Source organism: Demequina sp. (assembly GCF_016278765.1).
Lineage (GTDB): Bacteria > Actinomycetota > Actinomycetes > Actinomycetales > Demequinaceae > Demequina.
In genome coordinates, this window is record NZ_JADQBE010000065.1 from 44,236 (window position 1) to 68,564 (window position 24,329).

The 24,329-nt window shown below is 66.8% G+C and carries 26 protein-coding genes; 7 read left to right on the forward strand and 19 right to left on the reverse strand.

Features of this window, described 5'->3' with window-relative positions; genetic code table 11:
- Positions 1-25: 25 nt before the first annotated feature.
- Together QZZ29_RS10715 and QZZ29_RS10720 are read right to left on the reverse strand one after the other, a co-directional pair.
- A complete protein-coding gene (locus QZZ29_RS10715; protein WP_291383159.1) occupies positions 26-1,117 on the reverse strand; it encodes a BMP family ABC transporter substrate-binding protein in 1,092 nt (363 codons plus the stop codon).
- A gap of 115 nt (positions 1,118-1,232) precedes the next feature.
- Positions 1,233-2,330: a mannose-1-phosphate guanylyltransferase gene (locus QZZ29_RS10720; RefSeq protein WP_291383161.1), complete on the reverse strand. Its 1,098-nt coding sequence runs from the start codon at positions 2,328-2,330 to the stop codon at positions 1,233-1,235.
- Between the two features lie 56 nt (positions 2,331-2,386).
- Here QZZ29_RS10720 and sdhC point away from each other — a divergent pair, with 56 nt between their 5' ends.
- Genes sdhC through QZZ29_RS10740 form a run of 4 tightly spaced genes read left to right on the forward strand, consistent with a single transcriptional unit; the run spans position 2,387 to position 5,751 of the window.
- A complete protein-coding gene (gene sdhC, locus QZZ29_RS10725; protein WP_291383162.1) occupies positions 2,387-2,761 on the forward strand; it encodes a succinate dehydrogenase, cytochrome b556 subunit in 375 nt (124 codons plus the stop codon).
- The gene (locus QZZ29_RS10730) at positions 2,761-3,216 is read left to right on the forward strand and encodes a succinate dehydrogenase hydrophobic membrane anchor subunit (protein WP_291383163.1); all 456 of its coding nucleotides are present in this window, start codon (positions 2,761-2,763) and stop codon (positions 3,214-3,216) included. The genes sdhC and QZZ29_RS10730 overlap by 1 nt, the downstream gene beginning before the upstream one ends.
- Complete coding sequence (gene sdhA / locus QZZ29_RS10735; RefSeq protein WP_291383165.1) at positions 3,213-4,982, forward strand: succinate dehydrogenase flavoprotein subunit; 1,770 nt, start codon at positions 3,213-3,215, stop codon at positions 4,980-4,982. The genes QZZ29_RS10730 and sdhA overlap by 4 nt, the downstream gene beginning before the upstream one ends.
- Position 4,983: 1 nt before the next feature.
- A complete protein-coding gene (locus tag QZZ29_RS10740; protein ID WP_291383167.1) occupies positions 4,984-5,751 on the forward strand; it encodes a succinate dehydrogenase iron-sulfur subunit in 768 nt (255 codons plus the stop codon).
- A 13-nt stretch (positions 5,752-5,764) separates the two neighbouring features.
- Here QZZ29_RS10740 and QZZ29_RS10745 read toward each other — a convergent pair whose 3' ends face one another.
- From QZZ29_RS10745 to sigE, 6 genes are read right to left on the reverse strand one after another with little or no spacing between them, the layout of a single operon-like run.
- Complete coding sequence (locus QZZ29_RS10745; protein ID WP_291383168.1) at positions 5,765-6,763, reverse strand: YhjD/YihY/BrkB family envelope integrity protein; 999 nt, start codon at positions 6,761-6,763, stop codon at positions 5,765-5,767.
- 19 nt (positions 6,764-6,782) lie between these two features.
- Entirely contained in the window at positions 6,783-7,793 is a 1,011-nt protein-coding gene (gene trpS / locus QZZ29_RS10750; RefSeq protein ID WP_291383170.1) for a tryptophan--tRNA ligase, read from the reverse strand.
- 49 nt (positions 7,794-7,842) lie between these two features.
- Positions 7,843-8,256: a twin-arginine translocase TatA/TatE family subunit gene (locus QZZ29_RS10755; RefSeq protein ID WP_291383172.1), complete on the reverse strand. Its 414-nt coding sequence runs from the start codon at positions 8,254-8,256 to the stop codon at positions 7,843-7,845.
- A 5-nt stretch (positions 8,257-8,261) separates the two neighbouring features.
- Entirely contained in the window at positions 8,262-9,656 is a 1,395-nt protein-coding gene (locus QZZ29_RS10760; RefSeq protein ID WP_291383174.1) for a trypsin-like peptidase domain-containing protein, read from the reverse strand.
- 8 nt (positions 9,657-9,664) lie between these two features.
- Positions 9,665-10,510: a hypothetical protein gene (locus QZZ29_RS10765; protein WP_291383175.1), complete on the reverse strand. Its 846-nt coding sequence runs from the start codon at positions 10,508-10,510 to the stop codon at positions 9,665-9,667.
- The gene (sigE, locus tag QZZ29_RS10770; protein ID WP_291383177.1) at positions 10,507-11,082 is read right to left on the reverse strand and encodes an RNA polymerase sigma factor SigE; all 576 of its coding nucleotides are present in this window, start codon (positions 11,080-11,082) and stop codon (positions 10,507-10,509) included. Before sigE ends, QZZ29_RS10765 begins: the two co-directional genes overlap by 4 nt.
- Before the next feature lie 112 nt (positions 11,083-11,194).
- Here sigE and QZZ29_RS10775 point away from each other — a divergent pair, with 112 nt between their 5' ends.
- A complete protein-coding gene (locus QZZ29_RS10775; protein WP_291383179.1) occupies positions 11,195-11,827 on the forward strand; it encodes an O-methyltransferase in 633 nt (210 codons plus the stop codon).
- A 12-nt stretch (positions 11,828-11,839) separates the two neighbouring features.
- On the opposite strand, the gene QZZ29_RS10780 is transcribed toward QZZ29_RS10775, so the two are convergent.
- The 4 genes from QZZ29_RS10780 to QZZ29_RS10795 all read right to left on the reverse strand — a co-directional run bounded on the left by QZZ29_RS10780 (position 11,840) and on the right by QZZ29_RS10795 (position 14,339).
- Positions 11,840-12,007 (reverse strand): DUF3117 domain-containing protein, encoded by a 168-nt coding sequence (locus tag QZZ29_RS10780; RefSeq protein ID WP_291383181.1) that lies wholly within the window; start codon positions 12,005-12,007, stop codon positions 11,840-11,842.
- A 107-nt stretch (positions 12,008-12,114) separates the two neighbouring features.
- Positions 12,115-12,852 carry a TIGR00730 family Rossman fold protein gene (locus QZZ29_RS10785; RefSeq protein WP_291383183.1) on the reverse strand — a complete coding sequence of 246 codons (738 nt, stop codon included), beginning with the start codon at positions 12,850-12,852 and terminating at the stop codon, positions 12,115-12,117.
- A gap of 35 nt (positions 12,853-12,887) precedes the next feature.
- Positions 12,888-14,000, reverse strand: coding sequence for a succinyl-diaminopimelate desuccinylase (dapE, locus tag QZZ29_RS10790; RefSeq protein WP_291383185.1), 1,113 nt, complete (start codon positions 13,998-14,000; stop codon positions 12,888-12,890).
- Positions 14,001-14,009: 9 nt separating this feature from the next.
- Positions 14,010-14,339 (reverse strand): hypothetical protein, encoded by a 330-nt coding sequence (locus QZZ29_RS10795; protein WP_291383186.1) that lies wholly within the window; start codon positions 14,337-14,339, stop codon positions 14,010-14,012.
- 40 nt (positions 14,340-14,379) lie between these two features.
- Here QZZ29_RS10795 and dapD point away from each other — a divergent pair, with 40 nt between their 5' ends.
- Both dapD and QZZ29_RS10805 read left to right on the forward strand, forming a co-directional pair.
- A complete protein-coding gene (gene dapD / locus QZZ29_RS10800) occupies positions 14,380-15,321 on the forward strand; it encodes a 2,3,4,5-tetrahydropyridine-2,6-dicarboxylate N-succinyltransferase (protein WP_291383188.1) in 942 nt (313 codons plus the stop codon).
- Positions 15,322-15,323: 2 nt separating this feature from the next.
- A complete protein-coding gene (locus QZZ29_RS10805) occupies positions 15,324-16,187 on the forward strand; it encodes a hypothetical protein (RefSeq protein WP_291383190.1) in 864 nt (287 codons plus the stop codon).
- Here QZZ29_RS10805 and QZZ29_RS10810 read toward each other — a convergent pair.
- The 7 genes from QZZ29_RS10810 to QZZ29_RS10840 form a co-directional block, all read right to left on the reverse strand.
- Positions 16,184-17,473 (reverse strand): citrate synthase, encoded by a 1,290-nt coding sequence (locus QZZ29_RS10810; RefSeq protein ID WP_291383192.1) that lies wholly within the window; start codon positions 17,471-17,473, stop codon positions 16,184-16,186. The two genes, QZZ29_RS10805 and QZZ29_RS10810, sit on opposite strands and share 4 nt — an antisense overlap.
- A gap of 58 nt (positions 17,474-17,531) precedes the next feature.
- Positions 17,532-18,653, reverse strand: coding sequence for a succinyldiaminopimelate transaminase (gene dapC, locus QZZ29_RS10815; RefSeq protein WP_291383193.1), 1,122 nt, complete (start codon positions 18,651-18,653; stop codon positions 17,532-17,534).
- Positions 18,654-18,662: 9 nt separating this feature from the next.
- On the reverse strand, positions 18,663-18,983 hold the full coding sequence (gene fdxA / locus QZZ29_RS10820) for a ferredoxin (protein WP_291383194.1): 321 nt from the start codon (positions 18,981-18,983) through the stop codon (positions 18,663-18,665).
- Between the two features lie 74 nt (positions 18,984-19,057).
- Positions 19,058-20,953: a VanW family protein gene (locus QZZ29_RS10825; protein WP_291383195.1), complete on the reverse strand. Its 1,896-nt coding sequence runs from the start codon at positions 20,951-20,953 to the stop codon at positions 19,058-19,060.
- A 136-nt stretch (positions 20,954-21,089) separates the two neighbouring features.
- Positions 21,090-21,443, reverse strand: a complete 354-nt coding sequence (locus QZZ29_RS10830; protein ID WP_291383197.1) for a hypothetical protein — start codon at positions 21,441-21,443, stop codon at positions 21,090-21,092.
- A gap of 61 nt (positions 21,444-21,504) precedes the next feature.
- Positions 21,505-23,406: a translational GTPase TypA gene (gene typA / locus QZZ29_RS10835; RefSeq protein WP_291383199.1), complete on the reverse strand. Its 1,902-nt coding sequence runs from the start codon at positions 23,404-23,406 to the stop codon at positions 21,505-21,507.
- A gap of 120 nt (positions 23,407-23,526) precedes the next feature.
- A complete protein-coding gene (locus QZZ29_RS10840) occupies positions 23,527-24,255 on the reverse strand; it encodes a class I SAM-dependent methyltransferase (protein ID WP_291383201.1) in 729 nt (242 codons plus the stop codon).
- Positions 24,256-24,329 lie beyond the last annotated feature (74 nt).

The following is a 24,329-nucleotide window of genomic DNA, read 5'->3' on the forward strand; positions in this document are numbered from 1 at the left end:
GACTTCTTGGTGACAACGCTATGTGCTAGCCACCGGTGTTGGGGGTAACGGTGCCCGCCATGATGCCGTCCGTCAGCTCCTGGAGCTTTGCCTCCACGTCAGCCGAGACCGTGCCAGCGGCGAAGGGCGCCAGGCCCACGCCGCCGTTTTCGAGGGTGCCCACGTACGGCGTGAAGGTCAGACCGGCGTCGGAAGCACCCTCAGAGATCGTGTCGTACACGGCGTTGCCGATGTTCTTCAGGATCGAGGTGAAGATGATGTCCGAGTACTCGGGGAACGTGACGGTCCAGTCAGCGTCAACGCCGACGATCCACGTGTTGCCAGCGGCCTGAGCTGCAGCGGCAGCGCCGCCACCCACGGGGCCCGCGACCGGGAGGATGATGTCCGCGCCCTGGTCGATGAAGCCCTGAGCCGTGGTCTGACCCTTCGAAAGGTCGCTGAAGTCACCGGTGAAGGCGCCGTCGGTGCCGTCCCAACCCAGGACCGACACGGAGGAACCGCTGTCGGCGTTGTAGGCGTTGGCGCCAGCGAGGAAGCCGTCCATGAAGATGGTGACGGACGGGAACGCCATGCCGCCGAAGGTAGCGACGGTGCCCGACGCGGAAGCCGAGGCGGCCGCGTAGCCCGCAAGGTATGCGGCCTCGTCGGTCTGGAAGGTCAGCGGCTTGATGTTCGGGGCGTCGGTGGTGCCGTCGAAGTCGTTGTCGGCCAGGTCGTCGACGATAGCGAAAGAGGTGTCGGGGTTGGCGAGTGCCGCGTCAACAGTTGCGGCCGAGAGGGCGAATCCCACAGTGATGATCAAGTCGCAGTTGGCGGCGACCATGGCCTCGATGTTCGGGGCGTACTGGTCTTCGCCGTTCGACTCGGCTGTCGCGACGTCGATGCCAAGGTCAGAGGCTGCCTGCTGGAGGCCCTCGTAACCCGACTGGTTGAAGGAGCCGTCGTCAAAACCGCCGGCGTCGGAGACCATGCACGCCTTGTAGTCGATGGTCTGTGCCGGAGTCGTCTCGGTCGCCGAGGAGCTGGTGCTGGGCTCGTCTGCCGGGGCGCTGGAGCATGCGGCGAGTGCCAGTGCCGACACGGCGCTGATGGCACCGATGCGCAAGGTGTTCTTCATAAGGTGTTTCCCCAATTCTGCGGCCTGTTCCACGCCAGGCCTGTGCGTTAATCCAATGCTACGCGCCAAATGTCGTGCGCTAACCTGGCAACGTTGCCATTCGGCATCGAAACGGTCACGACCGCTGGTTTTTGACCAGATTCGACGCATTTTTGACCTGCTGAGCCGCGGCTCGGGTGGTGACCAGCAGAGCGTCGCCGGAGTCCACCACCACCGCATCGGGAATGCCGATGACCACGACCGGCCTGTTGCCGCCCATGACGAGCGCTCCCGGCGAGTCCTGCACCGCCGTGACGTCGCCCCGATCCACCTCGATCACGCCGTCCGCCCGGGGCGTGAGCAGGCCCGCAAGGGAGTCGAAGTCACCGACGTCGTTCCAGTCCAGATCGGCGGGCACCACGGCCACTCCGCCCTCTGCCGCGACGGGCTCGGCAATGGCGTGGTCGATTGCAATCTTGGTCAGCGTGGGCCACCACTGGGCCAGAGCGTCGTCGCGGCGCGGGCCGTCCCACGCGGCGGCCAGTTCCCGGGCGCCGGTGGCGATGGCGGGCTGGAGTCGCTCCACGTGGCCCAACAGCACGTCGGTGCGCATGACGAACATGCCCGCATTCCAGAAGTAGCGCCCCGTGGCGATAAATCGCTCGGCAGTCTCAGTGTCGGGCTTCTCCGTGAACGCGACCACGCTGCGGGCGGTGTCCCCCAACAGGTCCCCCGCCTCGATGTAGCCGAACGCCTCCAACGGTGCCGTCGGCTCGATGCCGATGGTGACGACCTTGCCCGTCCTGGCCACTTCGACGGCTTCGCGCACGGCAGCTTCAAACGCCGCGGGCTTGCGGATGACGTGGTCCGCCGCGAAAGAACCCATCACGATCGGCCCGTGACGGCGTTCCAGGAGCGCCGCCGCCAGGGCGATGGCGGCCATCGAATCACGGGGACTCGGCTCGGTGACCACATTGGCCCCGGCAAGCCCAGGAAGCTGCTCTGCAACCGCGTCGGCGTGCCGCGCACCGGTCACCACCATCGTGCTGTCCGCGAGGGGTTGCAGCCGGTCGACGGTCGCCTGCAACAGGGTGCGCCCCTCGCCCAGCGGGTCCAACAGAAACTTGGGCCTGTCGGGCCGCGATAGCGGCCACAAGCGTGAACCGACGCCACCGGCGGGGATGACGGCGGCGAATCCGGGAATGGCAGACGTGACGGGAGAAGTTGCACTCATGTGGGAAGTCTAGGATGGGAGGCATTCGCCTCGAAGTCCGAATGAAGGAGAAAGCCGTGCCGTCGACGCCGACGCTCTACCGCGGCCACGAGGGCATGTGGATGTGGATCGTCCACCGTGCCACCGGTGTGGCCATTTTCTTCTTTCTGCTTGTGCATGTGCTCGACACGGCGCTGGTGCGCGTCTCGCCAGACGCCTACAACCAGGTCATCGGTAGTTACAAGACGCCGCTCTACGGGCTCGTCGAAGCAGGTTTGGTCGCCGCAATCGTCGTGCACGCCTTCAACGGACTGCGCATCATCGCGGTGGACCGGTGGACGTGGGCACTGCGCCACCAGAAACTGCTGGTGTGGGTGGTGTGGGGCATCTTCGTAGTGCTCATGGCCGGATTCCTGCCGCGCCACCTCGGCAACGTGTTCGGAGGCCAGTGATGGCGGCCCCAGAGTTGGCTCAGCCCCTGCCCCGCACGCGCAAGCGCCTCACACCCGCACTCCGGTGGTGGTGGATCTTCCAGCGCGTCTCCGGCGTCGTGCTCGTCGCCCTGATCTTCACGCACCTGTTCTACAACCTTGTGTTGGGGGACGGCGTCAGCCAGATCGACTTCGGTTTTGTCGCCGGCAAGTGGGCCTCCCCCGTGTGGCAGTGGTGGGACTTCACCATGCTCGTGCTGGCGATGCTCCACGGCATGAACGGCATGAGCTACCTGATCAGCGACTACGCACGCACCAAGCGGAGTCGCACCACCCTGAATGCCCTGCTCGGCGCAGCCACGGCCATCATCATCGTGCTGGGCACGCTCGTGATCTTCACCTTTGACCCTTGCCCCTCTGGCGCTGACCCCCAGAATCTCAATGTCCCCCTCTGTCAGGAGCTCGGAAAGCTATGACCCACCACGATTACGACGTCGTCATTGTCGGCGCCGGCGGCGCCGGCATGCGCGCCGCCCTCGAAAGTTCCCAGCGGGCCCGCACCGCGGTGCTCACCAAGCTCTACCCGACCCGCTCCCACACGGGTGCCGCCCAGGGCGGCATGGCCGCCGCACTGTCGAATGTGGAAGACGACAAGGTCGAATGGCACGTCTTCGACACCGTGAAGGGCGGCGACTATCTGGTCGATCAGGACGCCGCGGAGATTCTCTGCACCGAGGCCGTCGATGCGGTGCTCGACCTGGAGAAGATGGGCCTGCCGTTCAACCGCACCGAGGACGGCCACATTGACCAGCGGCGCTTCGGCGGCCACACCCGCAACCACGGCGAGGCCGCCGTGCGTCGCGCGTGCTACTCCGCAGACCGCACCGGCCACATGATTCTGCAGACGCTCTACCAGCAGTGCGTCAAGCAGAAGGTTGAGTTCTTCAACGAGTTCTACGTGCTGGACCTCCTGCTGACGGAGGACCCGCAGTCCGCCGAACCGGGCGCCGAGGTGGCCGTCGCTGGCGTGGTCGCCTACGAACTCGCCACAGGTGAGATCCACACGTTCCGGGCGAAGTCCGTGATCTTCGCCACCGGCGGTGCAGGCAAGATCTTCAAGACCACCTCCAACGCCCACACCCTCACCGGCGACGGCATGGGGATGGTGCTGCGCGCGGGCCTGCCGCTCGAGGACCTGGAGTTCTTCCAGTTCCACCCGACGGGCCTGGCGGGTCTGGGCATCCTGCTGTCCGAGGCCGCGCGCGGCGAGGGCGGCATCCTGCGCAACTCCACCGGCGAGCGGTTCATGGAGCGCTACGCGCCCACCATCAAGGACCTGGCGCCGCGCGACATGGTGTCGCGCGCCATGGCGAACGAGGTGCGCGAGGGCCGCGGTTGCGGACCCCACAAGGACTACGTGCTGCTGGACCTCACCCACCTCGAGCCCGCCCACATCGACGCCAAATTGCCGGACATCACCGAGTTCGCGCGCACCTACCTGGGCGTGGAGCCGTACACAGAGCCCATTCCCGTGTTCCCCACGGCGCACTTCGCCATGGGCGGGATCCCCACTACCGTCACCGGCCAGGTGCTGCGCAACAACACCGACGTCGTGGCCGGCCTCTACGCGGCCGGCGAGTGCGCCTGCGTGTCCGTTCACGGGGCCAACCGCCTGGGCACCAACTCGCTGCTGGACATCAACGTGTTCGGCCGCCGCGCGGGCATCGCCGCCGCCGAACACGCGGTGGCCACGGCATCGACCCCCGCTTTGCCGAAGGACCCCGAGACCGTTGTGGCCGGAATGGTCGAGAAGCTGCGGACGTCCGTCTCGGGCGGAGGCACGGAAACCGTCGGGGGATTGCGCCGCGAGCTTCAGGAGACGATGGACCGCAACGTCCAGGTGTTCCGCACGTCGGACACCCTGGCCGAGGCCGCAGCGGTGATCGCTGACATCAAGGCGCGCTACGCCAACATCGCGATCCACGACCGCGGCCAGAAGTACAACACCGACTTGCTGGAGGCGGTCGAATTGAGCTTCCTGATCGAGCTGGCCGAGGTGGTCGTCGCGGGAGCGTTGGCGCGCGAGGAAAGCCGTGGCGGCCACTACCGCGAGGACTTCCCCACCCGCGACGACGAGAAGTTCATGAAGCACACCATGGCCTACGCATCGGGCGAGGGTGTGCGCCTCGACTACAAGCCCGTCGTCATCACCAAGTACCAGCCCATGGAACGGAAGTACTGACATGACCGCTGTGGACGACGCCCCCATCGCCGTCGACGAGATCGCCACCATGACGGTGACACTGCGCATCCGTCGCATGAACCCAGAGGGAGCAGGCGAGCACGCGGCCGGCGAGGACTACTGGGAGGAATTTCAGGTCGAGGCCCACGCCACCGATCGCCTGCTCGATGCCCTGCACAAGATCAAGTGGGAGCAAGACGGCACGCTCGCGTTCAGGCGCTCGTGCGCGCATGGCGTGTGCGGCTCGGATGCCATGCGCATCAACGCGCGCAACCGGCTGGCATGCAAGACCCTGCTGAAGGACCTCAATCCCGCCAAGCCGATCCTCGTGGAGCCCATCGCGGGACTTCCCGTCGAGAAGGACCTGATCGTGGACATGGAGCCCTTCTTCGCCTCCTACCGCGAGATCATGCCGTTCCTGATGCCGTCGGGCCCCACGCCGGAACGCGAGCGCCTGCAGTCCCCGGAGGAGCGCGAGCGCTTCGAAGACACCACCAAGTGCATCATGTGCGCCGCATGCACCACGGCGTGCCCCGTGTTCTGGAGCGACGGCCAGTACTTTGGCCCGCAAGCCATCGTGGGTGCCCACCGGTTCATCTTCGACAGCCGCGACTCTGGTCAGTGGGACCGCCTGGAGATCCTCAACGACAAGGCGGGCGTGTGGAAGTGCCGCACCACGTTCAACTGCACCGAGGCGTGCCCGCGCGGCATCGAGGTCACCAAAGCGATCTCCGAGGTCAAGAGGGTGCTCAACACCGGCGAGATCTAGCAGCCAGCTCCACCTAGAGTGGCAGCCGCACCGTGGCACGCCGCGTGGTGACCTTGCCCTTGCGGGCCTTCGCGCCTACGCGCGTGACAACCTGGCGCTCGGGCCGTGCGACGTTCTCAGCATCGATCGTGCGGTGCGCGCCGATCCAGGCCGCAGCCATGAGGATCGCACGCGTCGTGAAGTCCACGAAGATCAGGAGCGTCACGACCGCCGCGATCGAGGCGAGCACGGCGTTGTCCGCCGCGGAACCCACCAACGCGGAACTGGCGAGCCGCAGGATGCCGATCACTGCCGCGGTGACCAGGAGCACCGGCCAGAGGCGCCGCCACCGCGCCCGGGCGTGACCCAGCACCACGATCGCCATCGCCACGAACAGCATGTCGATCACGAGGCCCACCATCAGTGCCGGGATGCGCAACAACCACTCGCTCACCGTCGTATCCGAGATCAGCCCCGCCAGCCACTTCGCGGCACCCGAGGCCACCACCTGCACCACGAGGCCCGCGATGCCAATCAGCAGGATCCCGACGAGCGCAATGACGTCGCGCAACTTGCCCTGCAACGGGTTGCCCGCATCGCGCCCGAGCATGGTGACGACGCCCGTGCGCAAGCCGCCAATGAAGCGGGAGGCGCGGTTGGCACCCAAAAGCAGCGCGAACAATCCCACCAGACCCGTCGCCGTGGTCGCCAGCGTGGTGTCCGGTGACACCAGCGCGTCGTTGCCGGATCCCACGACGCCTGGCACCGCGTTCTCCAGAACCCTGAAGAATGCCGACCGCACACCCGGGATGTATTGGGCAAGGAAGGAGACGATGGTCGCGCCGATGACCAGGCCCGCCGCGATCGACACGAGCGAGTAGTACGCGATGCCGCCTGCGAGCACGTTGCCGTTCCGCTCGCCGTAGCGAGAAATCATGCGGCCCGCGTGGGTTTGGTCAAAACGCGACTTGAGGTGCTTGCCCCGGGAGGCCAGGACCCGTGCCCGCTCCTTGAGAGACGGGTTGTGCATCATGCGGCCCTCCTGACATGCACTAGCGACGCTTGGGTGGCAACAGACCCACGCGGTCGTAGATGCGCTCAAGCGTGGCCTGTGCGATGACGGAGGCTTTCGCGGCGCCGTCCGCCAACACCGAGTCCAACCTGTCCGGGGACTCGATCCATTCCATCGCGGCGTCGCGCACGGGAGCCAGCGCTCCCACCACGACATCGGCCAGGTCGGCTTTGAGGTGGCCGTACATCTTGCCTTCGAAATCGGCGACGATGTGGTCCACCGGCCTGCCGGTGAAGGCCGAGTAGATCGTCAGCAGGTTGGATACTCCGGGCTTGTTCTCACGGTCGAAGCGAATCACGGTGTCCGCATCCGTCACGGCCGACTTGATGCGCTTGGTGATCACCTTGGGGTCGTCAAGGATGTCGATGATGCCGTTGGGGCTCGACGAAGACTTGGACATCTTCGCGGTGGGGTCTTGGAGGTCGTAGATCTTGGCGACCTCCTTCACAATGTGTGGCTCCGGCACGGTCACGGTGCCCTCGCCTAGGCGGGTGTTGAGCCGGTGTGCGAGGTCGCGCGAGAGCTCTAGATGCTGGCGCTGGTCCTCGCCCACGGGCACCACGTTGGTGTCGTACAGCAGAATGTCGGCGGCCATCAGCACGGGGTAGATGAAGAGGCCCACGTTGGTGCCGGACTCGCCCACCTTGGAGGACTTGTCCTTGAACTGGGTCATCCTGCCCGCTTCGCCCATGCCCGTGAAGGTCGACAGGATCCACGTCAGCTCGGCGTGTTGCGGCACGTGCGACTGGACGAACAGCGTGGACCGTTCCGGATCCACTCCCGCCGCCAGGAACTGCGCCGCAGTGACGCGGGTGCGGCGGGTCAGCACGGCGGGATCTGGTGCGACCGTCAGAGCGTGCAGGTCAACGACCGAGTACACGGCGTCGCGACCCTCTTGTAGCGCGACCCACTGCAGCAGGGCGCCCAGATAATTGCCGAGCTGGAGAGAGTCCGAGGTCGGCTGCATCGCCGAGAACACGCGCTGAGTCATGGGGACATTGTTCCAAACTCTGGGCGCGCCGCCGACGCCCGAGCTGGACCTACGTGGCCTCGTCGTCGAAAGGGGCCCCTGCGACGGCCTCGACCACGGCCGGGTCGCTCGCTGCAGACCGTCGCTTGCGACGTGAACCGACAGCCGCGGTGCCCGCCGTCCCGACGGTCCCGGTTGCCGCCGCTACCGGTGCCGGTCCGGCGGCAGGCGTCGCGTCGTCGTCATCGAACAGGGCTTCGCGGACGATCTTGCGTGGATCGTATTGGCGTGGGTCGAATTGCTTCCAGTCGACGTCCTCGCCGAATTCGGAGGTCAGCGCCGCCTGGCCTTCGCGCAGGGCCCCGCGCGCTCGCTTCGCGAACGAGCGCAGCCCGCGCACGTACTCGGGGAGTCGTTCGGGCCCTACGAGGATGACCGCGATCACGGCGATCACCAGGAATTCGGACCCGTTGATGTCGAACATGCCCCCTATTGTGACCCGTTACTGCCGTTGCCGGAAGTCGTGTCTCCGTAGTTGAGATCGCCGAGGGCGCCGAGCGTCACGTTCACGTCGACGTCCTTGCCGTCGCGCTCGAGGGTGAACGTCACCTCGTCGCCCGGGGCGTGGGTGCGAATCTTGACGATGGCGGTCTCAGAATCAGCGACGAGCTCGCCTTCGATCGCCACGATGATGTCGCCCTCGACGATGCCCGCCTTGTCGGCGGGCGAACCTGCCACGACTCCGGGGTTGCCGCCGGTTTGCGTCGAATCGGCGACTCGCACCCCACGGCCCGCGTACGTCGAGTCGAGCTGAGCGCCGATCGCGGGCACCGCGGCCTTGCCGGTGGCGATGAGCTCCTCGGCCACACGGCGCGCTTGGTTCGAGGGGATGGAGAACCCGAGTCCCACCGAACCGGCGCCCGTGGCCTGGGTCGCTCCTGGAAGGGCCGCGATGGCCGAGTTGATGCCGATGACCTCGCCGCTCATGTTGAGCAGCGGACCACCCGAATTGCCGGGGTTGATCGCGGCGTCGGTCTGGATAGCGGCCATGTAGGCGGGCGTGCCACCGCGACCGGTGGTGACGGGGCGGTCGAGCGCCGACACGATGCCCGTTGTCACGGTCGACTCAAGGCCGAGCGGCGAACCCACTGCGACCACCGGGTCGCCTACCACCATCGCGTCGGAGTCGCCGAGCACGAGCGGCGTGATGTTGGTGCGGGCCACCTGCAACACGGCGAGGTCGTAGTCCGCCGACGTGCCGACGATCGTGGCATCTTCCACCTGTCCATCGCTGAACATCACCTGCACCGTGCCGTTTGCACCCTCGACCACGTGGTTGTTGGTGAGGACGTATCCGTCCGAGCGAATGACCATGCCCGACCCAGTCGAGCCGCCCGATGCGGACCTGGTCTCGATCTGCACGACCGAGGGCAGTGCGGCCTGGGCGACGGCCGCGACGGAGCCCGTCGCGGGTTGGCCCGAGTCGCTTGTCGCTGGAACCGGCAGGGCCGCGACCTGCGCGGGAGACGCGGAGTCCTCCGGACCCCATGCCTGCCACGCGGCCGCTCCGCCGACACCGCCGCCGACACCGAGCAGCAAGGAGGTGACGGCGATCGCCGCTCCCACTCCGCGACGAGGCGGCACCGGCCGTGACGGTCGCGCTGGGGCACCGGGAACAACATATTCGGTCGTCGATTCAGGATTCCGCGGCGGCGCCTCAAACACCTGGTCGCCGCTCGCGGGAGCGACGTCGGGCGCAGGGGTCTGGGGACGGGAGTCGGGCGAGACTGCGTGGTGTTCGACGGCGGCGTCGGTGCGGACGGCGCCACGTGGCGCGTCGTCCTGCGGGCGCGGCTCGTCAGGTGAAGCGAAGAGTTGAGACATGAAAACTCCTAACGGCTGAGCGCGTCGGCAAAACTATGCAAGCCTTCCGAGACGCGATCGACGAAACCGGGATCTGCTCCTGCCGGGAATTCGGCAGCCACGGACTCCAGCGTGGGCAGAGAGCACTCGCAAGACAGCGCCACGACGACGTCGCCGGTCTGCCAGACCACGGTCGAGGAGGTACCCGATTCGACGACGTAGACATTGGCTACGTCGACATCTGCATGCGGCATCTGCGCCACGACGGACGACGTGAGGTGACCGTGCTGTTGCACGATCTGCACGACTGTCGGTCCCGATAGCAGGGTGGCAAACAGCGCCAGTTGACCATTTGCGCGTTGCACGACGCGCGCTTCAATGGGGATCAAGTCAGATTGTGAGAAGTCGGGGTGGATCCAGGAGCGCAGCATCTCGCCATTGCGCATCCCTTGTGGATCAACGTAGGCGACGGACGAGGTTCCGGCCGCCTTGCGCGGCTGAGCGAACTCCAGCGACACGTCGTCGGGAGCGCCCACCCGCCAAGCGGCGCCCACGACAAGCACCGCCGCCAACGCAAGGACTGCGACGCTGATGAGGGGCCCTCGGTGCACGGACCGGGTGGCGCGGGCGTTCTCGGGACGCTCGGCGGCCGCGATCTCTGCGATCCTGGTGCGGTCCAGCAGCTGCGCGGCAAACCGCATGTCGATGCCCGCCTCGGAGCTGTTGAGTGCGTCCCTGGCGGCGCGGAGCTCGTGGAAACGGCTGGTGCACTCTTCGCATTCGCCCAGGTGGGCCATTGCCGTGTAGGCGCGATCCCCCCGCAACCTGCCGTCAAGCAAGTCGTGAATGGAGTCCCCGAGGTGCTTAGGTCTCACTGCCCGCCCCGCGAGGGCGCGTGATGCGCGAGCGAGTCACGCAAACGGGCACGGGCGCGGGACAAGCGGGATCGGACGGTGCCGAGTTTGATGCCCAACGTCGCCGCGATTTCTTCGTAGGACAGGCCCTCGATATCTGAGAGCACCACGGCTGCGCGGTACTCGGGCGGGAGATCGGCAAGAGCCTCGATGATGTCCGCACCGAGGTGCGCCATCTCGAAGGCCTCTTCAGGCTGTCCTGACCGCTCTTCCCTGTCAAAGCTATCGGACGTCGCCACCGAGGCGTCGTCGTCGGCCATGAAGTCGAAGCGAATGCGGCTCTTGCGACGCATCCGGTCAAGGAACAGGTTGGTGGTGATGCGGTGCAGCCAGCCCTCGAACGTACCGGGCTTGTACTGCGACAACGAGTTGAACACGCGAACGAAAACGTCCTGCGTGAGATCCTCCGCGTCGTGCTGGTTACCCGTGAGGTGGTAGGCCAAGCGATACACGCGAGAGGCGTGCTGCTCAACAATTGCCTGCCACGTCAGGTCTTGAGAGTCGACTGCAGTCGCCACGTCGGGTGTGCTCATGCATCGACCTCCTTCACGCTTTCCACAACGATCCTTGACAGTCCTATGTTCCCACGCGCGAGCCGCCCGTGTCATCGGCCGTGCGGCGGATACGATTCGTCAAGGAGGTGCCATGACCGGCGACCCGTTAGTGGCGGCGTTTGCTGACGACTTTGCCAGGGAGGATGACGTCCTTCTGGCTGCACGCGATGCGGCCGACGAGTGGGGTGTCGACTCGCTGTCCCCCGGCACGGGCGCCACACTGACCGTCGTGGCACGCGCGTGCGGCGCACGGGCGGTTGTCGAAATCGGCACCGGCGTGGGGGTGTCTGGCGTGTACCTGGTGCGCGGCATGGTGCCTGGGGGCGTCCTCACGAGCATCGACGTCGAGCCCGACCACCATCGCAGCGCTCGCGCCACGTTCTTCGCGGCGGGATTTGCCCCCGAACGCACTCGCCTCATCACTGGGCGCGCACTGGACGTGCTGCCGCGGCTGACCGATGGCGGCTACGACCTGGTGCTGATCGACGGCCGCCGCACCGAGTTTCCCGACTACATGGAACAGGCCGTGCGCCTCGCGCGGCCGGGCGGCATGATTGTCATGGCCCATGCGCTCGCCGAGGGCCGAGTAGCAGACCCCGCCCAGCGGGACCCGGAGACCACGGCGATCCGGGAGGCGTTGCGCGCAGTACGCGGAGCGGACGGCCTCACGGCGTGCCTGGTGCCGGTGGGAGATGGACTCCTGATCGCGACAGTGGACGCGTAGGCGCCCCGCGGCTTACTGGAGAGCGCCCAGCAGGGCGTCGCCAAGGTCCTTGACTTCGTCGGCCTTGATCTCGACAACGAGACGACCGCCACCCTCGAGCGGCAGACGCATCACATAGCCGCGACCCTCCTTCACGACCTCCAGGGGGCCGTCACCGGTGCGGGGCTTCATAGCAGCCATGCTGGGTTACTCCTTGCGCTGATGGGACGACACTCACTTACCGCCGGGACCATTCTACGCGGCGCCGAAGGTGTTCCCCTAATCCCTCGCCGGCACGGGAACCGCCGTTACGTGTGGTGCGCTTCAGGGTCGACCTCTTGGAGCGCGTGGGCCACGGCCTCGTCCGCGTCGTCGGTCACTGAAATGAGGTCGAGGTCGGTCTCGCTGATCTTCCCGTCCGCCGCCACCACGTCCCGCAACCAGTCCACCAATCCATCCCAATAGGCGTGGCCGAACAAGACGATGGGGAAACGGGTGATGGTGCGCGTCTGGACCAGCGTGAGTGATTCAAAGAGTTCGTCGAACGTTCCAAAGCCGCCCGGCAGCACGATGAAGCCCTGCGCATATTTCACGAACATCGTCTTGCGGACAAAGAAGTAGCGGAAGTTGAGGCCGATGTTCGCGTAGTCGTTGATGCCCTGCTCGTGGGGCAACTCGATGCCGAGGCCGACCGACGCGCCGCCCGCCTCGGCGGCGCCCTTGTTGGCCGCCTCCATGACGCCGGGGCCCCCGCCCGTGATGACGGCGTAGCCCTTCTCCACCAGGGTGGTGCCGATGCGTTCGGCGGCGGCGTAGTCGACGTCGCCGGGCTTGGACCGGGCGGAACCGAACACGGAGATCGCAGGGCCTAGCTCGGCCAGGGCGCCGAAGCCCTCGACGAACTCCGACTGGATGCGCAGCACCCGCCATGGGTCACCGTGGAGCCAGTCGGGGGCCTCCTGGTCTTGCAGCAGGCGACCGGACGTGGTCGTGCTCGGCACGTTCTTGCCGCGCAGCACCACGGGTCCCCGGTAGTAGTCCTTCACGTTTCCTCCTGAGTGCCGTCGTGGGTACTGAAAGGTCAAGCGGTGAGCCACGCTGCGAGCGCCGCGTGGCAGGCATGGATGTCGGCGATGGGACAACGCTCGGCGTCCCCCGAGGCGTGCGCGAGTTCGGGGTCGCCCGGCCCGTAGTTCACGGCGGGAATCCCCAATTCACCCAACCGGGCCACATCCGTCCAGCCGAGCTTGGCCCGCGGCGCGTCGGCGCCCGTGGCGGCGACGGCGGACACAAACTCCTGTGCGAGCGGCGCATCGAGCCCGGGCCGGGCGGCTGACGACTCGTCGGTCCATGCCACGTCGCGCGACACGTCGGCGCCCTCGTAGGCCGCGTCGATGAACGCGATCACCCGTTCCTTCGCTTCCGACACATCATGTCCGGGGGCGAAGCGATAGTTGATGGTGACCGTGCAGGCGTCGGGCACGACGTTGCCCGCAATTCCCCCCGCCACACCGACGGCGTTGAGTCCCTCGCGATACACCAGGCCATCCACCTCGACGCTCGCTGCCTCGTATGCGCTCAGCGCTGTCAGCAGGGGCGCCGCAAGGTGGATCGCATTGATGCCCTTCCACGCGCGCGCCGAGTGAGCGGCCGTGCCGTGCAGCGTCACCTCACACCGCAGCGTTCCGTTGCAGCCGCCCTCGATCACGGCCGACGTCGGCTCGCCCAGGATCGCGAAGTCGCCCACCAGCAGGTCGGGACGTTCGCGGACGATGCGACCAAGCCCGGAGCGCGAGGCCTCGACCTCTTCGTTGTCATAGAAGACCCAGGTGACGTCCCGCGCGGGCGCCGCCAGTTCGACGGCGAGCGCGAGGTGTACGGCCACGCCCGCCTTCATATCGACGGCTCCGCGCCCGATCACCGCGGTGCCGTCGTCCGACAGCTTCGATGGGATGTTGTCCTGGATGGGCACCGTATCGAGGTGGCCGGCGATGATGACCCGCTCGGCGCGCCCCAGCAGCGTGCGGGCCACGATGGCGTTGCCAAGCCGGGTGACGTCGAGGTGGCCGCTTGCGCGCAGTGCGGCCTCGACCGCGTCCGCGATCGCCGCCTCGTCGCCCGACACCGACGGAATGTCGATCAATGCACGGGCGAGGTCCTCCACCCGAGTGCCGGGCATGACGGGGAGCGGCATGTGTCGATCCTATCGGCGGGTCATGAGGCGAATCAGGCCCCACACGGCAAGCGCCTCGATCACCACCGCCCACACAAATCCGAGAGTCATCGGCGTGCGGTCCAGCGCATTATCCACAGAGAAGTAGACGAACGCGAAGTCGAGCGGGATCCCGATGATCAGCAGCACCAGCGCCAACAGGCCGATGGCGCGCGGCCAGGACAGGCGAAGCCGAGGAGCGCCCTCATCAGGCCCCGGCGTTGCACCACCCTCCGCCCGCGTGAACCACGGCGGCGGGATCGGCTGATCACGGCGTGGCAGCAGGGGGGCGTCATCGTCGGCGTCCCACTGGCCCTCCATGACAACACGGTATCCCCGGGGTGGCCGTAGGCTTACCGCCATGAAGGCGCACGGCTATGGACTCGCAACGATCGACGGCAGCGGCAACACCCTCGACACCTGGTATCCGTCCCCCTCGCTGGGCGAGGCACCAGAAAGGCCCAACCCTCCCCGCCAGCTCGAGGCGGCGGTGCGGTCCGATGAGTTGCGTCAGATCTCCACCGACTTGCTCCTGATCGAGATCGACACGAACGACGCACCGGAGACGGTGGCCGACGCCTACCTTCGCCTCCACCTGCTGAGCCACCGGCTGGTCAAGCCGCACGGCATCAGCCTCGAGGGCATCTTTGCGATCCTTCCCAACGTGGTGTGGACGTCCGCGGGCCCGTGCGCGGTCGAAGGATTCGAGGCGACGCGCGGGCGCTTCCGCGCCTTCGGCCAGCAGTTGACGGTTTACGGAATCGACAAGTTCCCCCGCATGGTCGACTACGTGGTCCCTTCCGGGGTGCGCATCGCCGATGCCGACCGCGTCCGTCTGGGCGCCCACTTGGCGGAGGGAACCACGGTCATGCACGAGGGCTTCGTCAACTTCAACGCCGGCACGCTCGGCACGTCCATGGTCGAGGGTCGCATTTCGGCGGGAGTGACGGTGGGCAACGGCTCCGACATCGGCGGCGGCGCTTCCATCATGGGCACGCTGTCCGGCGGCGGCAAGGAGGTTATCTCGATCGGCGAGCGGTCGCTGCTCGGCGCCAACGCGGGCCTCGGGATCCCTCTTGGCGACGACTGCATCGTCGAGTCGGGTCTCTATGTGACCGCCGGATCCAAGGTGCGGATCGTCGGTGCCGCGGACCACGATGGCGAGCCCGTGGTGGTCAAGGCCCGTGAACTGGCGGGCCGCAGCAATCTGCTGTTCCGCCGCAACTCCCTCAGCGGCGGCCTTGAGGTGGTGGCCCGCGAGGGAACGGGCATCGAACTCAACGCCGCCCTCCACGCCAACTAGCAATGTCACGGGCGGGTGCGGCGGTTGCGGCGGTCGCGTTCGTCGTGGCAGGTGGGGCGGCTGTCTACTGGGGTCCCGAACTCCTGAACCGCGACCAGCACCACGCCCCCACCGAACGGTGCGCCGTCACCCACGGCGATGTCAGCCACTCGCTGACCGCCGAGCAGGCGAACAACGCCGCGTTGATCGCGGCAGTGGGGGCACGCGAGGGCTTTGGCGTCGCCGGCATCACGGTGGCCCTGGCCACCGCCATCCAGGAGTCGAGTCTGCGCAATCTCAACCATGGCGATCGCGATTCGGTTGGCCTGTTCCAGCAGCGCCCGTCTCAGGGTTGGGGATCGGTCGCACAAATCGTGGACCCGTACTACTCCACCGAGACCTTCTACGCGGCATTGCTGAAGGTGGATGGATGGGAAGGGATGGCCGTCACGGACGCGGCGCAGGCGGTGCAGAAGTCGGGATTTCCGCTGGCTTACGCGGACCATGAGAGCGAAGCGCGCGCCTGGGCGCTCGCGTTTACCGGGGACGGCACGCTCGTCACGTGCTCGGTCACGGGTCCGGCGGTCTCGACGCCGCAAGAGTTCGCGGCACGGCTCGCCGCCGACTTCGGTCAGGGAGCCAATGCCGTCGACGTGCGCGGCACACAGGAGGACTCCACGGTGCTGGGCGTGCGGCCAGCGACCGACTCCACCCAGGCACGTGCGGCAGTTGCGGCGTGGAGCATGGCAACCGCGTCACGCACCGGTGTCACGTGGGTCGATGGTGACGATACGCTCACGCGCACTGACGGCACGATAGCCCAGGTTGAGCACACCGAGGAGCGCGCCAGCTATCCCGGAATTCTCGTGGCCGTGAAAGCGCGCTAGCGCAACTCCATCGGGACATAGTCGCGTTCGACAACACCCGTGTAGATCTGGCGCGGGCGGCCGATCTTGGTGCGGGGGTCGTCCATCATCTCGCGGTAGTGGGCGATCCAGCCCGGCATGCGACCGAGCGCGAACAGCGGGGTGAACATCGGCACGGGGAACTTCATGGCCGAGTACACCAGGCCCGTGTAGAAGTCGACGTTCGGGTAGAGCTTGCGCTCGATGAAGTAGTCGTCGCTCAGCGCGATCTCTTCGAGGCGCTTTGCCATGTCGAACGTCTCGTTGTTGCCGCCGAGCTGGTCGAGCACCTGGTCGGCAATTCTCTTGACCACGGTGCCGCGGGGGTCTTGAGACTTGTACACGCGATGGCCGAAGCCCATTAGGCGGACACCCTCCACCTTGTCCTTGACTTTGGCCACGAACTGCTCAATCGTGTCGCCGGATTCCTTGATCTGGTCGAACATCTTGAGGGCCGCCTCGTTGGCACCGCCGTGCAGGGGTCCGGACAGAGCACCGATGCCAGCGGACACCGAGGCGTAGATGTTCGCCTGCGAGGAGCCGACGATGCGCACGGTCGACGTCGAGCAGTTCTGCTCGTGGTCCGCGTGGAGGATCAGGAGGAGATCGAGCGCACGGCGCACGGTGGGGTCGATGTCCAGTTCGCCGTCGGGACCCGAGAAGGCGACGCGCAAGAACTCGTCCACATAGTGGCCACCCGGGCGCGGCTCGATCAGTTCGCCCCCCGTCACGCGGCGTTGCAGGTAGGAGATCACCACGGCGGTCTTGGCGAGCAACTGGACCGTAGCCAATTCGATCTCGTACTCGCCACGCCCCACCGACTCGGGGTAGAAGGTGCTGAGCGCGCTCACGGCACCGGAGAGCACGGCCATCGGGTGCGCGCTGCGGGGGAAGGCCCCCAGGAACGTCTTGATGCCCTCGTGCACGTGCATGTGGCGCGCCACGCGATTGTTGAAGGCGGTCAGTTCGGAGTCTGTGGGCAACTCGCCATGGATCAACAGGTAGGCGACCTCGAGGAACGTGGAGTGGTCGGCGAGCTGTTCAATGGGGTAGCCGCGGTAACGCAACACGCTGTTGTCCCCATCGATGTACGTGATGGCGCTTTCGCAGGATGCGGTATTCGTGAACCCTGGATCCACGGTGACGAGGCCGGTATCGCTCAGCAGGTTGCTCACGGACAGCCCGTCGTTGCCAATCGTCGCACGCTCAATTTCCAACGCGCTCGTCACGCCATCCACCGTAAGCTGGGCGTCCTTGACCTGAGTCATGTCTCCTCCTTTGAAGCGCACCGCCCACTGTGACACGCGCCAGCGCTTGGGAACAAGTTTACTGTTTGTTGACGAGCCTACGAGCCGCAGACGAGACCCGCTCGTCAGTCGCCGTGAGCGACACGCGCACGTGCTGGGCGCCCGCTGGTCCATAGAAGGCGCCTGGCGCCGCCACGATGCCGCGGTCGGCGAGCCACGAGATCGTGTCCCAGCATCCCTCGCCGCGCGTGCACCACAGGTACAGGCCCGCCGCCGAGCCGTCGATCGCGAATCCGGCCCCACGCAAAGCCGCCGACAGCGTCGCGCGGCGAGCCCGGTACACCTCACGCTGCGCGGCCACGTGAGCGTCGTCCGTCAACGCCGCCACCATCGCGGCCTGGACGGGACCGGGCATCATCATGCCGGCATGCTTGCGGGTCTCCAGCAAGGAGGCGACCAGCGCGGGATCGCCGGCAGCGAACGCCGCCCGATACCCGGCCAGATTCGATTGCTTGGACAAGGAATACAACGCCAAGAGCCCGGTGTGGTCGGTGCCCGCCACCGCGGGGTCCAGGATTGAGGGGACGCCGCCGCTCACCCACGGCTCCTCCCACGGCAGTTCCGCATAGCACTCGTCGGACGCAACCACGGCGCCGATGGCACGCGCCGCCTCCACCGTGGCCCGCAACGCCTCGGCGCTCATCACGGCGCCGGTGGGATTGGACGGAGAATTCACCCAGACAAGCTTGACCGCAGGATTGCCCTCCCACTCGGCGACATCGTCGCAAGCGAACGGCGTGGCACCGGCGAGACGGGCGCCCACGTCATAGGTGGGGTAGGCGGCGGACGGGTGCACCACCACATCGCCGTCGCCGAGCCCCATGAGCGCGGGCAGGAACGCCACCAGCTCCTTCGAGCCGATCGTGGGCAGCACACCCGCGGGGTTCACCTGGGGCACCCCCCGGCGCCGCGCGAACCACTGCGCTACGGCCTCCCTCACAGCGGGCGTGCCGTACGTCGGCGGGTATCCGGGCGCGTCGGCCGCTCGCGTGAGGGCGTCCCGCACCACGAGTGGCGTCGGGTCGACGGGAGTGCCGACCGACAGGTTGACGATGCCGTCGGGATGCGCCGATGCCCGTTCAATGAAGGGCGTCAAGGAGTCCCACGGAAAGTCGGGCAGCGCCGATGCGTTGAGGCCCATGCAGGACGCTTACGCGTTCTGGGGAGGTAGCGCCTTGATGAGATCGTGATCGTGCGCGATCTGGCCCATCTTCGCGGCGCCGCCGGGCGAGCCGATCTCCGAGAAGAACTCGACATTCGCGGCGTAGTAGTCGGACCACTTGTCGGGAACGTCATCCTCGTAGTAGATCGCCTCGACGGGGCACACCGGCTCACATGCGCCGCAGTCAACGCACTCATCAGGGTGGATGTAGAGCATGCGCTCACCCTCATAGATGCAGTCGACAGGGCACTCGTCGATGCAGGCCTTGTCCTTGAGGTCTACACACGGCAAGGCGATGACGTACGTCACTTCGGCTCCCTTGGGACTCGATACGGGCGGAAGAGTTTCATTCTAGTGCCGCCACACGAATGCTTTCGGCCCGACTACCCGCACTTGATGGCGTTGTCCGGCTTGTACGTCCACGTCTCCTGTTCGTCTTTGACCATCTCGTCGTCGAGGAACACCTGGCGGTAGTTGGTGATCGTGAACCCCGGCTGCCCCGCATTCGATGGCTCACACTCGGGGCTCGTGACCACCGTGGTGCCGGGATCCCGAACGTTCGTCCGCGGCGACGCCCAACTCTTCACGGTGTAGTGCGGAGTCGACCAAATGTCGACGTGAAGCCGACTGTTCTCGACATACGAGTTCATGATTGCGGCGTACGGGGTGTCGTTCTTGAACACCATGTTGACCTGGCCGGTGTAGATGGTCGACTCGCGGCCCGCCGGGTAGCGGGTGAAATACACGGAGTGCTGGCGGTGGTCCAGAATCTCAAAGCCCGCGAAGTAGGCGGCGTTGTACGACGTGGTGGCCATCTGCGACAGTCCGCCGCCCACGCCAAGGGTGTGAATGCCGTTGGTGATCACCCCCGCCGCAAAGTACCCGTCCTCGATGGTGATCGGGCTGAGCACCTCGGTGAGGTCAAAGGTGCCGCCGGGTGGAACGATCACGTTCGACACCTTGTGGGCCGCGTGGATGAGGTTCTTGGTGCGCGTCGGGTAGTACGGCAGCGTCGTGCTGAACTCGGAGACCCGGGCCTGGAAGTCCCTGATGTCGACATTCTCGGCCGGCGGTACCACCCCGGTCGTAGCGTATGGGATCGCCGACGTCCGGGTGGCCGTTGCCGCTGTCTTCACCACGCGCTGCCCCAGCCGAGCCGCGTCGATGGTGCGCCCCGGCTCGCCCTCGTCGATCACCAACTGGTGCGCACCGTCGAAACGGACGCTCGCGGCGCGGGGCTCATTGTTCAGGGCGGGCGTCGCGGCGATCAGGTCCGCAGCCAGAGCCTCCCCGTCGACGACGAGGCTCAGCGTCCCTCCGGCGGACTCGACGTGCGCGTATTGCGCCCATCGCGGCGGCTCCAGGGTCACCGTCCCGTTCGGACCCACGAGCTTGACCGGCTCCGCCAGTAGTTGCCCATTGACGCGGTCCTGGAAATCACGCGCGACGGCGGTGGGAACGTCAGGGTCGATCACCTCGGCTGGGGGCTGGATCTGAGCCATCGCGGGCCAGGTCTCCCGCAGCAGCGCCGCTGTCCCGTCGCCGTCTAGCGCGATCGACGGTGAGCCGACCGCCACCTCAGCGTGAGCCCCGTCCAAGGTGACAACGGCGGATTGCTTGTCTCGATCGAGGTCGGCCCTCGCCGCGTCCACGGCCAGGCGAAGCGCCTCCTTGTCGACGCGGACCACGGGCTTGACCTCGTCACCACCCCAAAGGTGCTCCATCAGCCTGCGGGGATCCAGGGTGAAACCTGCGACGCGGTCGAGCGTGGCTTCGGCGTCCATCTCCATGCCCGCGGCGCCTGGGTCGAGGGACGTGGTGAAGCGCGCGACGCGGAGGACCACCGGCGTGGAATTGACTTCCTGTGCCTTGGTGACGAGCGCGGCGCCCGCGCTGTCGCGGGCCATTCCCCCGAGGTTCACATCGAGCACCGTGACCCCGGGCGCCACGGACTGCGTTGCCCAGGCCTGGGCGCCTACGTACGTCGCAATGAGGATTGCTCCGAGGATGCCGACCGCGGCGAGGGCGCGGAGCCTCCTGGGTGCACGAGCGGGTTTCGGTTCCGGCTCTGGTTCTGGTTCTGGTTCCGGCTCCGGTTCCGGCTCCGGTTCTGGCTCCACGAGCAACTCGGGTGGAACCGGCACGGTCATTGAACGCGACTCGCGCCGTTCGGGACCCGGGTCGACGAGCGGCCGAATGATGTCTGCCAGCCGCACCTCGTCAACACCCGACGTGACGGCCGCAGCCACCACCGTCGGCATCGGCGGCATCGGCGGCATCGGCAAGACACCTCGTGTCGGCACCACCCGGGTGCCTGTTCGCGGCCGCGTCACCAGGCGCGCAGTCACACTCCGGTATCCGTGACGGCGACGACGCTTGGTGAGTGACGCGACATTGCGTGCGGCGATGAGTCGCTTACGACGCGACATCTCGACCCACGATGACGGTTCGTGGGACGGCGGCCACGATGGCGACGGCCGCGACGCCGCCGTACAGCCACAGTTTTCCGCGAACATCGGCAGCGACCAGGATCGACCCCCCTGGACCCTGTGAGGCGTACACCATCGCCATGACTCCCCACGCGACGGCGTAGGCGATGAAGCCGCTCCACCCTTGCCATGCCTTCGCGAAGACGCCAACGAGCAGGACAATCAGGATCCCGAGGATCGCGCCGAAGTAGCCCAGCGATCGATGCGCACCGACCCCGACCGTGGTCACAGCGACCCCGAGCAGGGCAAGCGCGGACACGGACAGAACCCTCACCAGCATGCTGATCAGGATATGCGACGAGACGTGCAACGCCTTTCGTCCGCCCCGCGCGCGGCGACGGTCACGCGTTGTGGCGCTTGGCACGCGACGCGGCGCGGCCACGCTCCGTCTGATCGAGGAGCACCTTGCGAATGCGCACCTTCTCGGGCGTGACTTCGACACACTCATCGTCGCCCGCGAACTCCAGGGACTCCTCGAGAGTGAGTCGGCGGGGAGGGCTCAAGGTCTCCAACTTCTCACTGGTCGACGAGCGGATGTTGTCGAGCTTCTTTTCCTTGGTGATGTTGACGTCCATGTCCTCGGCACGAGCGTTTTCGCCGACGACCATGCCCTCGTAGACGTCCTCCGTGGGGCCCACAAAGAAGGTGCCGCGCGAGTCAAGGTACGTGAGGGCGTTCGTCGTCACCACGCCCATGCGGTCCGCGACGAGGGATCCGGAGGACCGGTAGACGATGGGACCGGCCCACGGTTCGTATCCGTGGGAGATGGAGGAGGCAATGCCGGTGCCGCGGGTATCCGTCAGGAACGTCGAACGGAAGCCGATCAACCCTCGGGCCGGGACGATGAATTCCATCCGCACCCAGCCGGTTCCGTGATTCGCCATCGATTCCATGCGTCCCTTGCGAGAGGCCAACAGCTGCGTGATCGCGCCGAGGTGCTCCTCGGGAACGTCGATCGTCATGTGCTCCATCGGCTCATGCACCTTGCCGTCGATGACGCGGGTGACGACCTGCGGCTTGCCCACGGTTAACTCAAAGCCCTCGCGGCGCATCTGTTCGACGAGGATCGCGAGCGCCAGCTCACCACGGCCCTGCACCTCCCAGGAGTCGGGCCGCTCGGTGGGGAGCACCCGGATCGACACGTTACCGACGAGTTCCTTGTCGAGGCGATCCTTGACCTGGCGGGCGGTGACCTTATGACCCTTGACGCGCCCGGCCAGCGGCGACGTGTTGATGCCGATCGTCATGGAGATGGCGGGTTCGTCGACCGTGATGAGGGGAAGAGGTCGAGGGTCGTTCACGTCGGTGAGGGTTTCGCCGATCGTGATGTCCTCGATGCCTGCCACCGCCACGATGTCGCCGGGGCCCGCGGACTCCGTTGACACGCGGTCGAGTCCCTTGGTCTCCAAGAGCTCCGTGATCTTCACCGTCTTCATGGTGCCGTCCGCGCGCGCCCACGCCACCATCTGGCCCTTGCGGATCTCGCCGTTGAAGACGCGCAGCAGGGCCAGTCGCCCCAAGAAGGGCGAGGCGTCGAGGTTGGTGACGTGCGCCTGCAGCGGCGCGCCCTCTTCATACGTGGGCGCCGGTACGCGCTCCATGATGGTCTCGAACAGCGGAAGCAGGTTGTCGCCGTCGGGCATCGTGCCGTCGGCGGGCTGAGTCAACGACGCAATGCCGGCTTTGGCCGAGGCGTAGACGACGGGCACCTCAAGCAGGGCGTCGATGTCGAGGTCGGGAACGTCGTCGTGGAGGTCCGATGCCAGCGACAGCAGCAGGTCGTGGGTCTCGTTCACGACCTCGACGATGCGGGAGTCGGGCCGGTCCACCTTGTTGACGACGATGATGACGGGCAAGTGCGCCGCGAGCGCCTTGCGCAACACGAAACGAGTCTGAGGGAGCGGTCCCTCGGAGGCGTCGACCAGGAGCACCACGCCGTCGACCATCGACAGTCCGCGCTCGACCTCGCCGCCGAAGTCGGCGTGGCCGGGGGTGTCGATCACATTGATCGTGACGCCCTTGGGTCCCGCCGAGACACCGGTGTAGCGGATGGCCGTGTTCTTGGCGAGGATCGTGATGCCCTTCTCACGTTCCAGGTCGCCCGAGTCCATCGCGCGGTCCTCCACGTGGGCGTGGGCACCGTAGGCGCCACCCTGACGCAGCATCGCATCGACAAGAGTGGTCTTGCCATGGTCGACGTGGGCGACGATGGCGACGTTGCGCAGGTCGGAGCGCACGGACATAGGGACTCTTTTCATCGATGAGGGGCGGGCTCAGAAGGGAGCCGACCCATTCTACCCGTCTCTTCGCAGTTCAGCCGCGACGGAAGCCGTTCGGCACCGGCGGAGGGTCTGGCGCACTGCCTACGGCGCGACGGAACGGTACGCGTGCGTGAGGTAGGGAAGGTCGACGGTGCCGCCGCTGTCAAGCGTGGGCACCCCGGCGAGAACCTCGTCGACGCGAGCGTCTATAGACGCCCGGCCGTCGGCGTCGGCCGCGATGTAGTAGCTGCGCGAATGCACCATCGACACCAGGGCCGCACGGGAACGCGGGCTTGTCCATGCGAAGACTCGGGACTGGAGCGACGTGAACGGCGCGCCCACGCTGGGACCGCCGTCGGCAATGAGCTTTTCCGCGACCGAGGCGTGCATGGCCTGGGTGAGGGCCGCGACCCACGGCACCGACTCGTCGCGAACGTTCCATACCAGTCCAAGGGTCCCGCCGGGACGCAGCACCCGTGACACCTCGCGGGAGGCGGCCGCCACGTCGACCCAGTGCCACGCCTGGCCGCAGACCACGGCGTCAACGCTGGCATCGGGCAGGGGGATCTCTTCGGCGGTGCCGATGCGCGCGTCAATGTCTGGCAACGCCTCGTTCAGCACGGCGAGCATGCTGGCATCCGGGTCCACGGCCACCGCGTGGTGACCCTGGGCGACCACCTGGACGGTGAGCTTTCCCGTGCCCGCGCCCAGGTCCAACACCGTCAGCGGCCCGTCGCCGAGCATCCAGGTGACGGCCGCGGCCGGATAGCCTGGGCGTCCTTGCCCATAGGCCTCAGTTGCTTCGCCAAACCTGGTGCCGTCGCGCTTCATCTAGGTACGTCACCTCATCTCACGGTGTCGCACACACCCCTGCGGCGACTCGATCCATGGTCGCCAGTCTAGGG

Coding starts and splice junctions, on each gene's coding strand:
- QZZ29_RS10840 (WP_291383201.1), bottom strand. CDS start 24,255: ATGAAGCGCGACGGCACCAGGTTTGGCGAAGCAACTGAGGCCTATGGG.
- QZZ29_RS10755 (WP_291383172.1), bottom strand. CDS start 8,256: ATGTTCGACATCAACGGGTCCGAATTCCTGGTGATCGCCGTGATCGCG.
- QZZ29_RS10830 (WP_291383197.1), bottom strand. CDS start 21,443: ATGCTGGTGAGGGTTCTGTCCGTGTCCGCGCTTGCCCTGCTCGGGGTC.
- QZZ29_RS10715 (WP_291383159.1), bottom strand. CDS start 1,117: ATGAAGAACACCTTGCGCATCGGTGCCATCAGCGCCGTGTCGGCACTG.
- QZZ29_RS10810 (WP_291383192.1), bottom strand. CDS start 17,473: ATGACTCAGGTCAAGGACGCCCAGCTTACGGTGGATGGCGTGACGAGC.
- QZZ29_RS10745 (WP_291383168.1), bottom strand. CDS start 6,763: ATGATGCACAACCCGTCTCTCAAGGAGCGGGCACGGGTCCTGGCCTCC.
- QZZ29_RS10720 (WP_291383161.1), bottom strand. CDS start 2,330: ATGAGTGCAACTTCTCCCGTCACGTCTGCCATTCCCGGATTCGCCGCC.
- QZZ29_RS10795 (WP_291383186.1), bottom strand. CDS start 14,339: ATGGAGGGCCAGTGGGACGCCGACGATGACGCCCCCCTGCTGCCACGC.
- QZZ29_RS10730 (WP_291383163.1), top strand. CDS start 2,761: ATGGCGGCCCCAGAGTTGGCTCAGCCCCTGCCCCGCACGCGCAAGCGC.
- QZZ29_RS10825 (WP_291383195.1), bottom strand. CDS start 20,953: ATGCCGCCGATGCCGCCGATGCCGACGGTGGTGGCTGCGGCCGTCACG.
- QZZ29_RS10805 (WP_291383190.1), top strand. CDS start 15,324: ATGTCACGGGCGGGTGCGGCGGTTGCGGCGGTCGCGTTCGTCGTGGCA.
- dapC (WP_291383193.1), bottom strand. CDS start 18,653: ATGGGCCTCAACGCATCGGCGCTGCCCGACTTTCCGTGGGACTCCTTG.
- QZZ29_RS10760 (WP_291383174.1), bottom strand. CDS start 9,656: ATGTCTCAACTCTTCGCTTCACCTGACGAGCCGCGCCCGCAGGACGAC.
- sdhA (WP_291383165.1), top strand. CDS start 3,213: ATGACCCACCACGATTACGACGTCGTCATTGTCGGCGCCGGCGGCGCC.
- QZZ29_RS10775 (WP_291383179.1), top strand. CDS start 11,195: ATGACCGGCGACCCGTTAGTGGCGGCGTTTGCTGACGACTTTGCCAGG.
- trpS (WP_291383170.1), bottom strand. CDS start 7,793: ATGACTCAGCGCGTGTTCTCGGCGATGCAGCCGACCTCGGACTCTCTC.
- sigE (WP_291383177.1), bottom strand. CDS start 11,082: ATGAGCACACCCGACGTGGCGACTGCAGTCGACTCTCAAGACCTGACG.
- dapD (WP_291383188.1), top strand. CDS start 14,380: ATGAAGGCGCACGGCTATGGACTCGCAACGATCGACGGCAGCGGCAAC.
- QZZ29_RS10780 (WP_291383181.1), bottom strand. CDS start 12,007: ATGGCTGCTATGAAGCCCCGCACCGGTGACGGCCCCCTGGAGGTCGTG.
- dapE (WP_291383185.1), bottom strand. CDS start 14,000: ATGCCGCTCCCCGTCATGCCCGGCACTCGGGTGGAGGACCTCGCCCGT.
- QZZ29_RS10740 (WP_291383167.1), top strand. CDS start 4,984: ATGACCGCTGTGGACGACGCCCCCATCGCCGTCGACGAGATCGCCACC.
- typA (WP_291383199.1), bottom strand. CDS start 23,406: ATGTCCGTGCGCTCCGACCTGCGCAACGTCGCCATCGTCGCCCACGTC.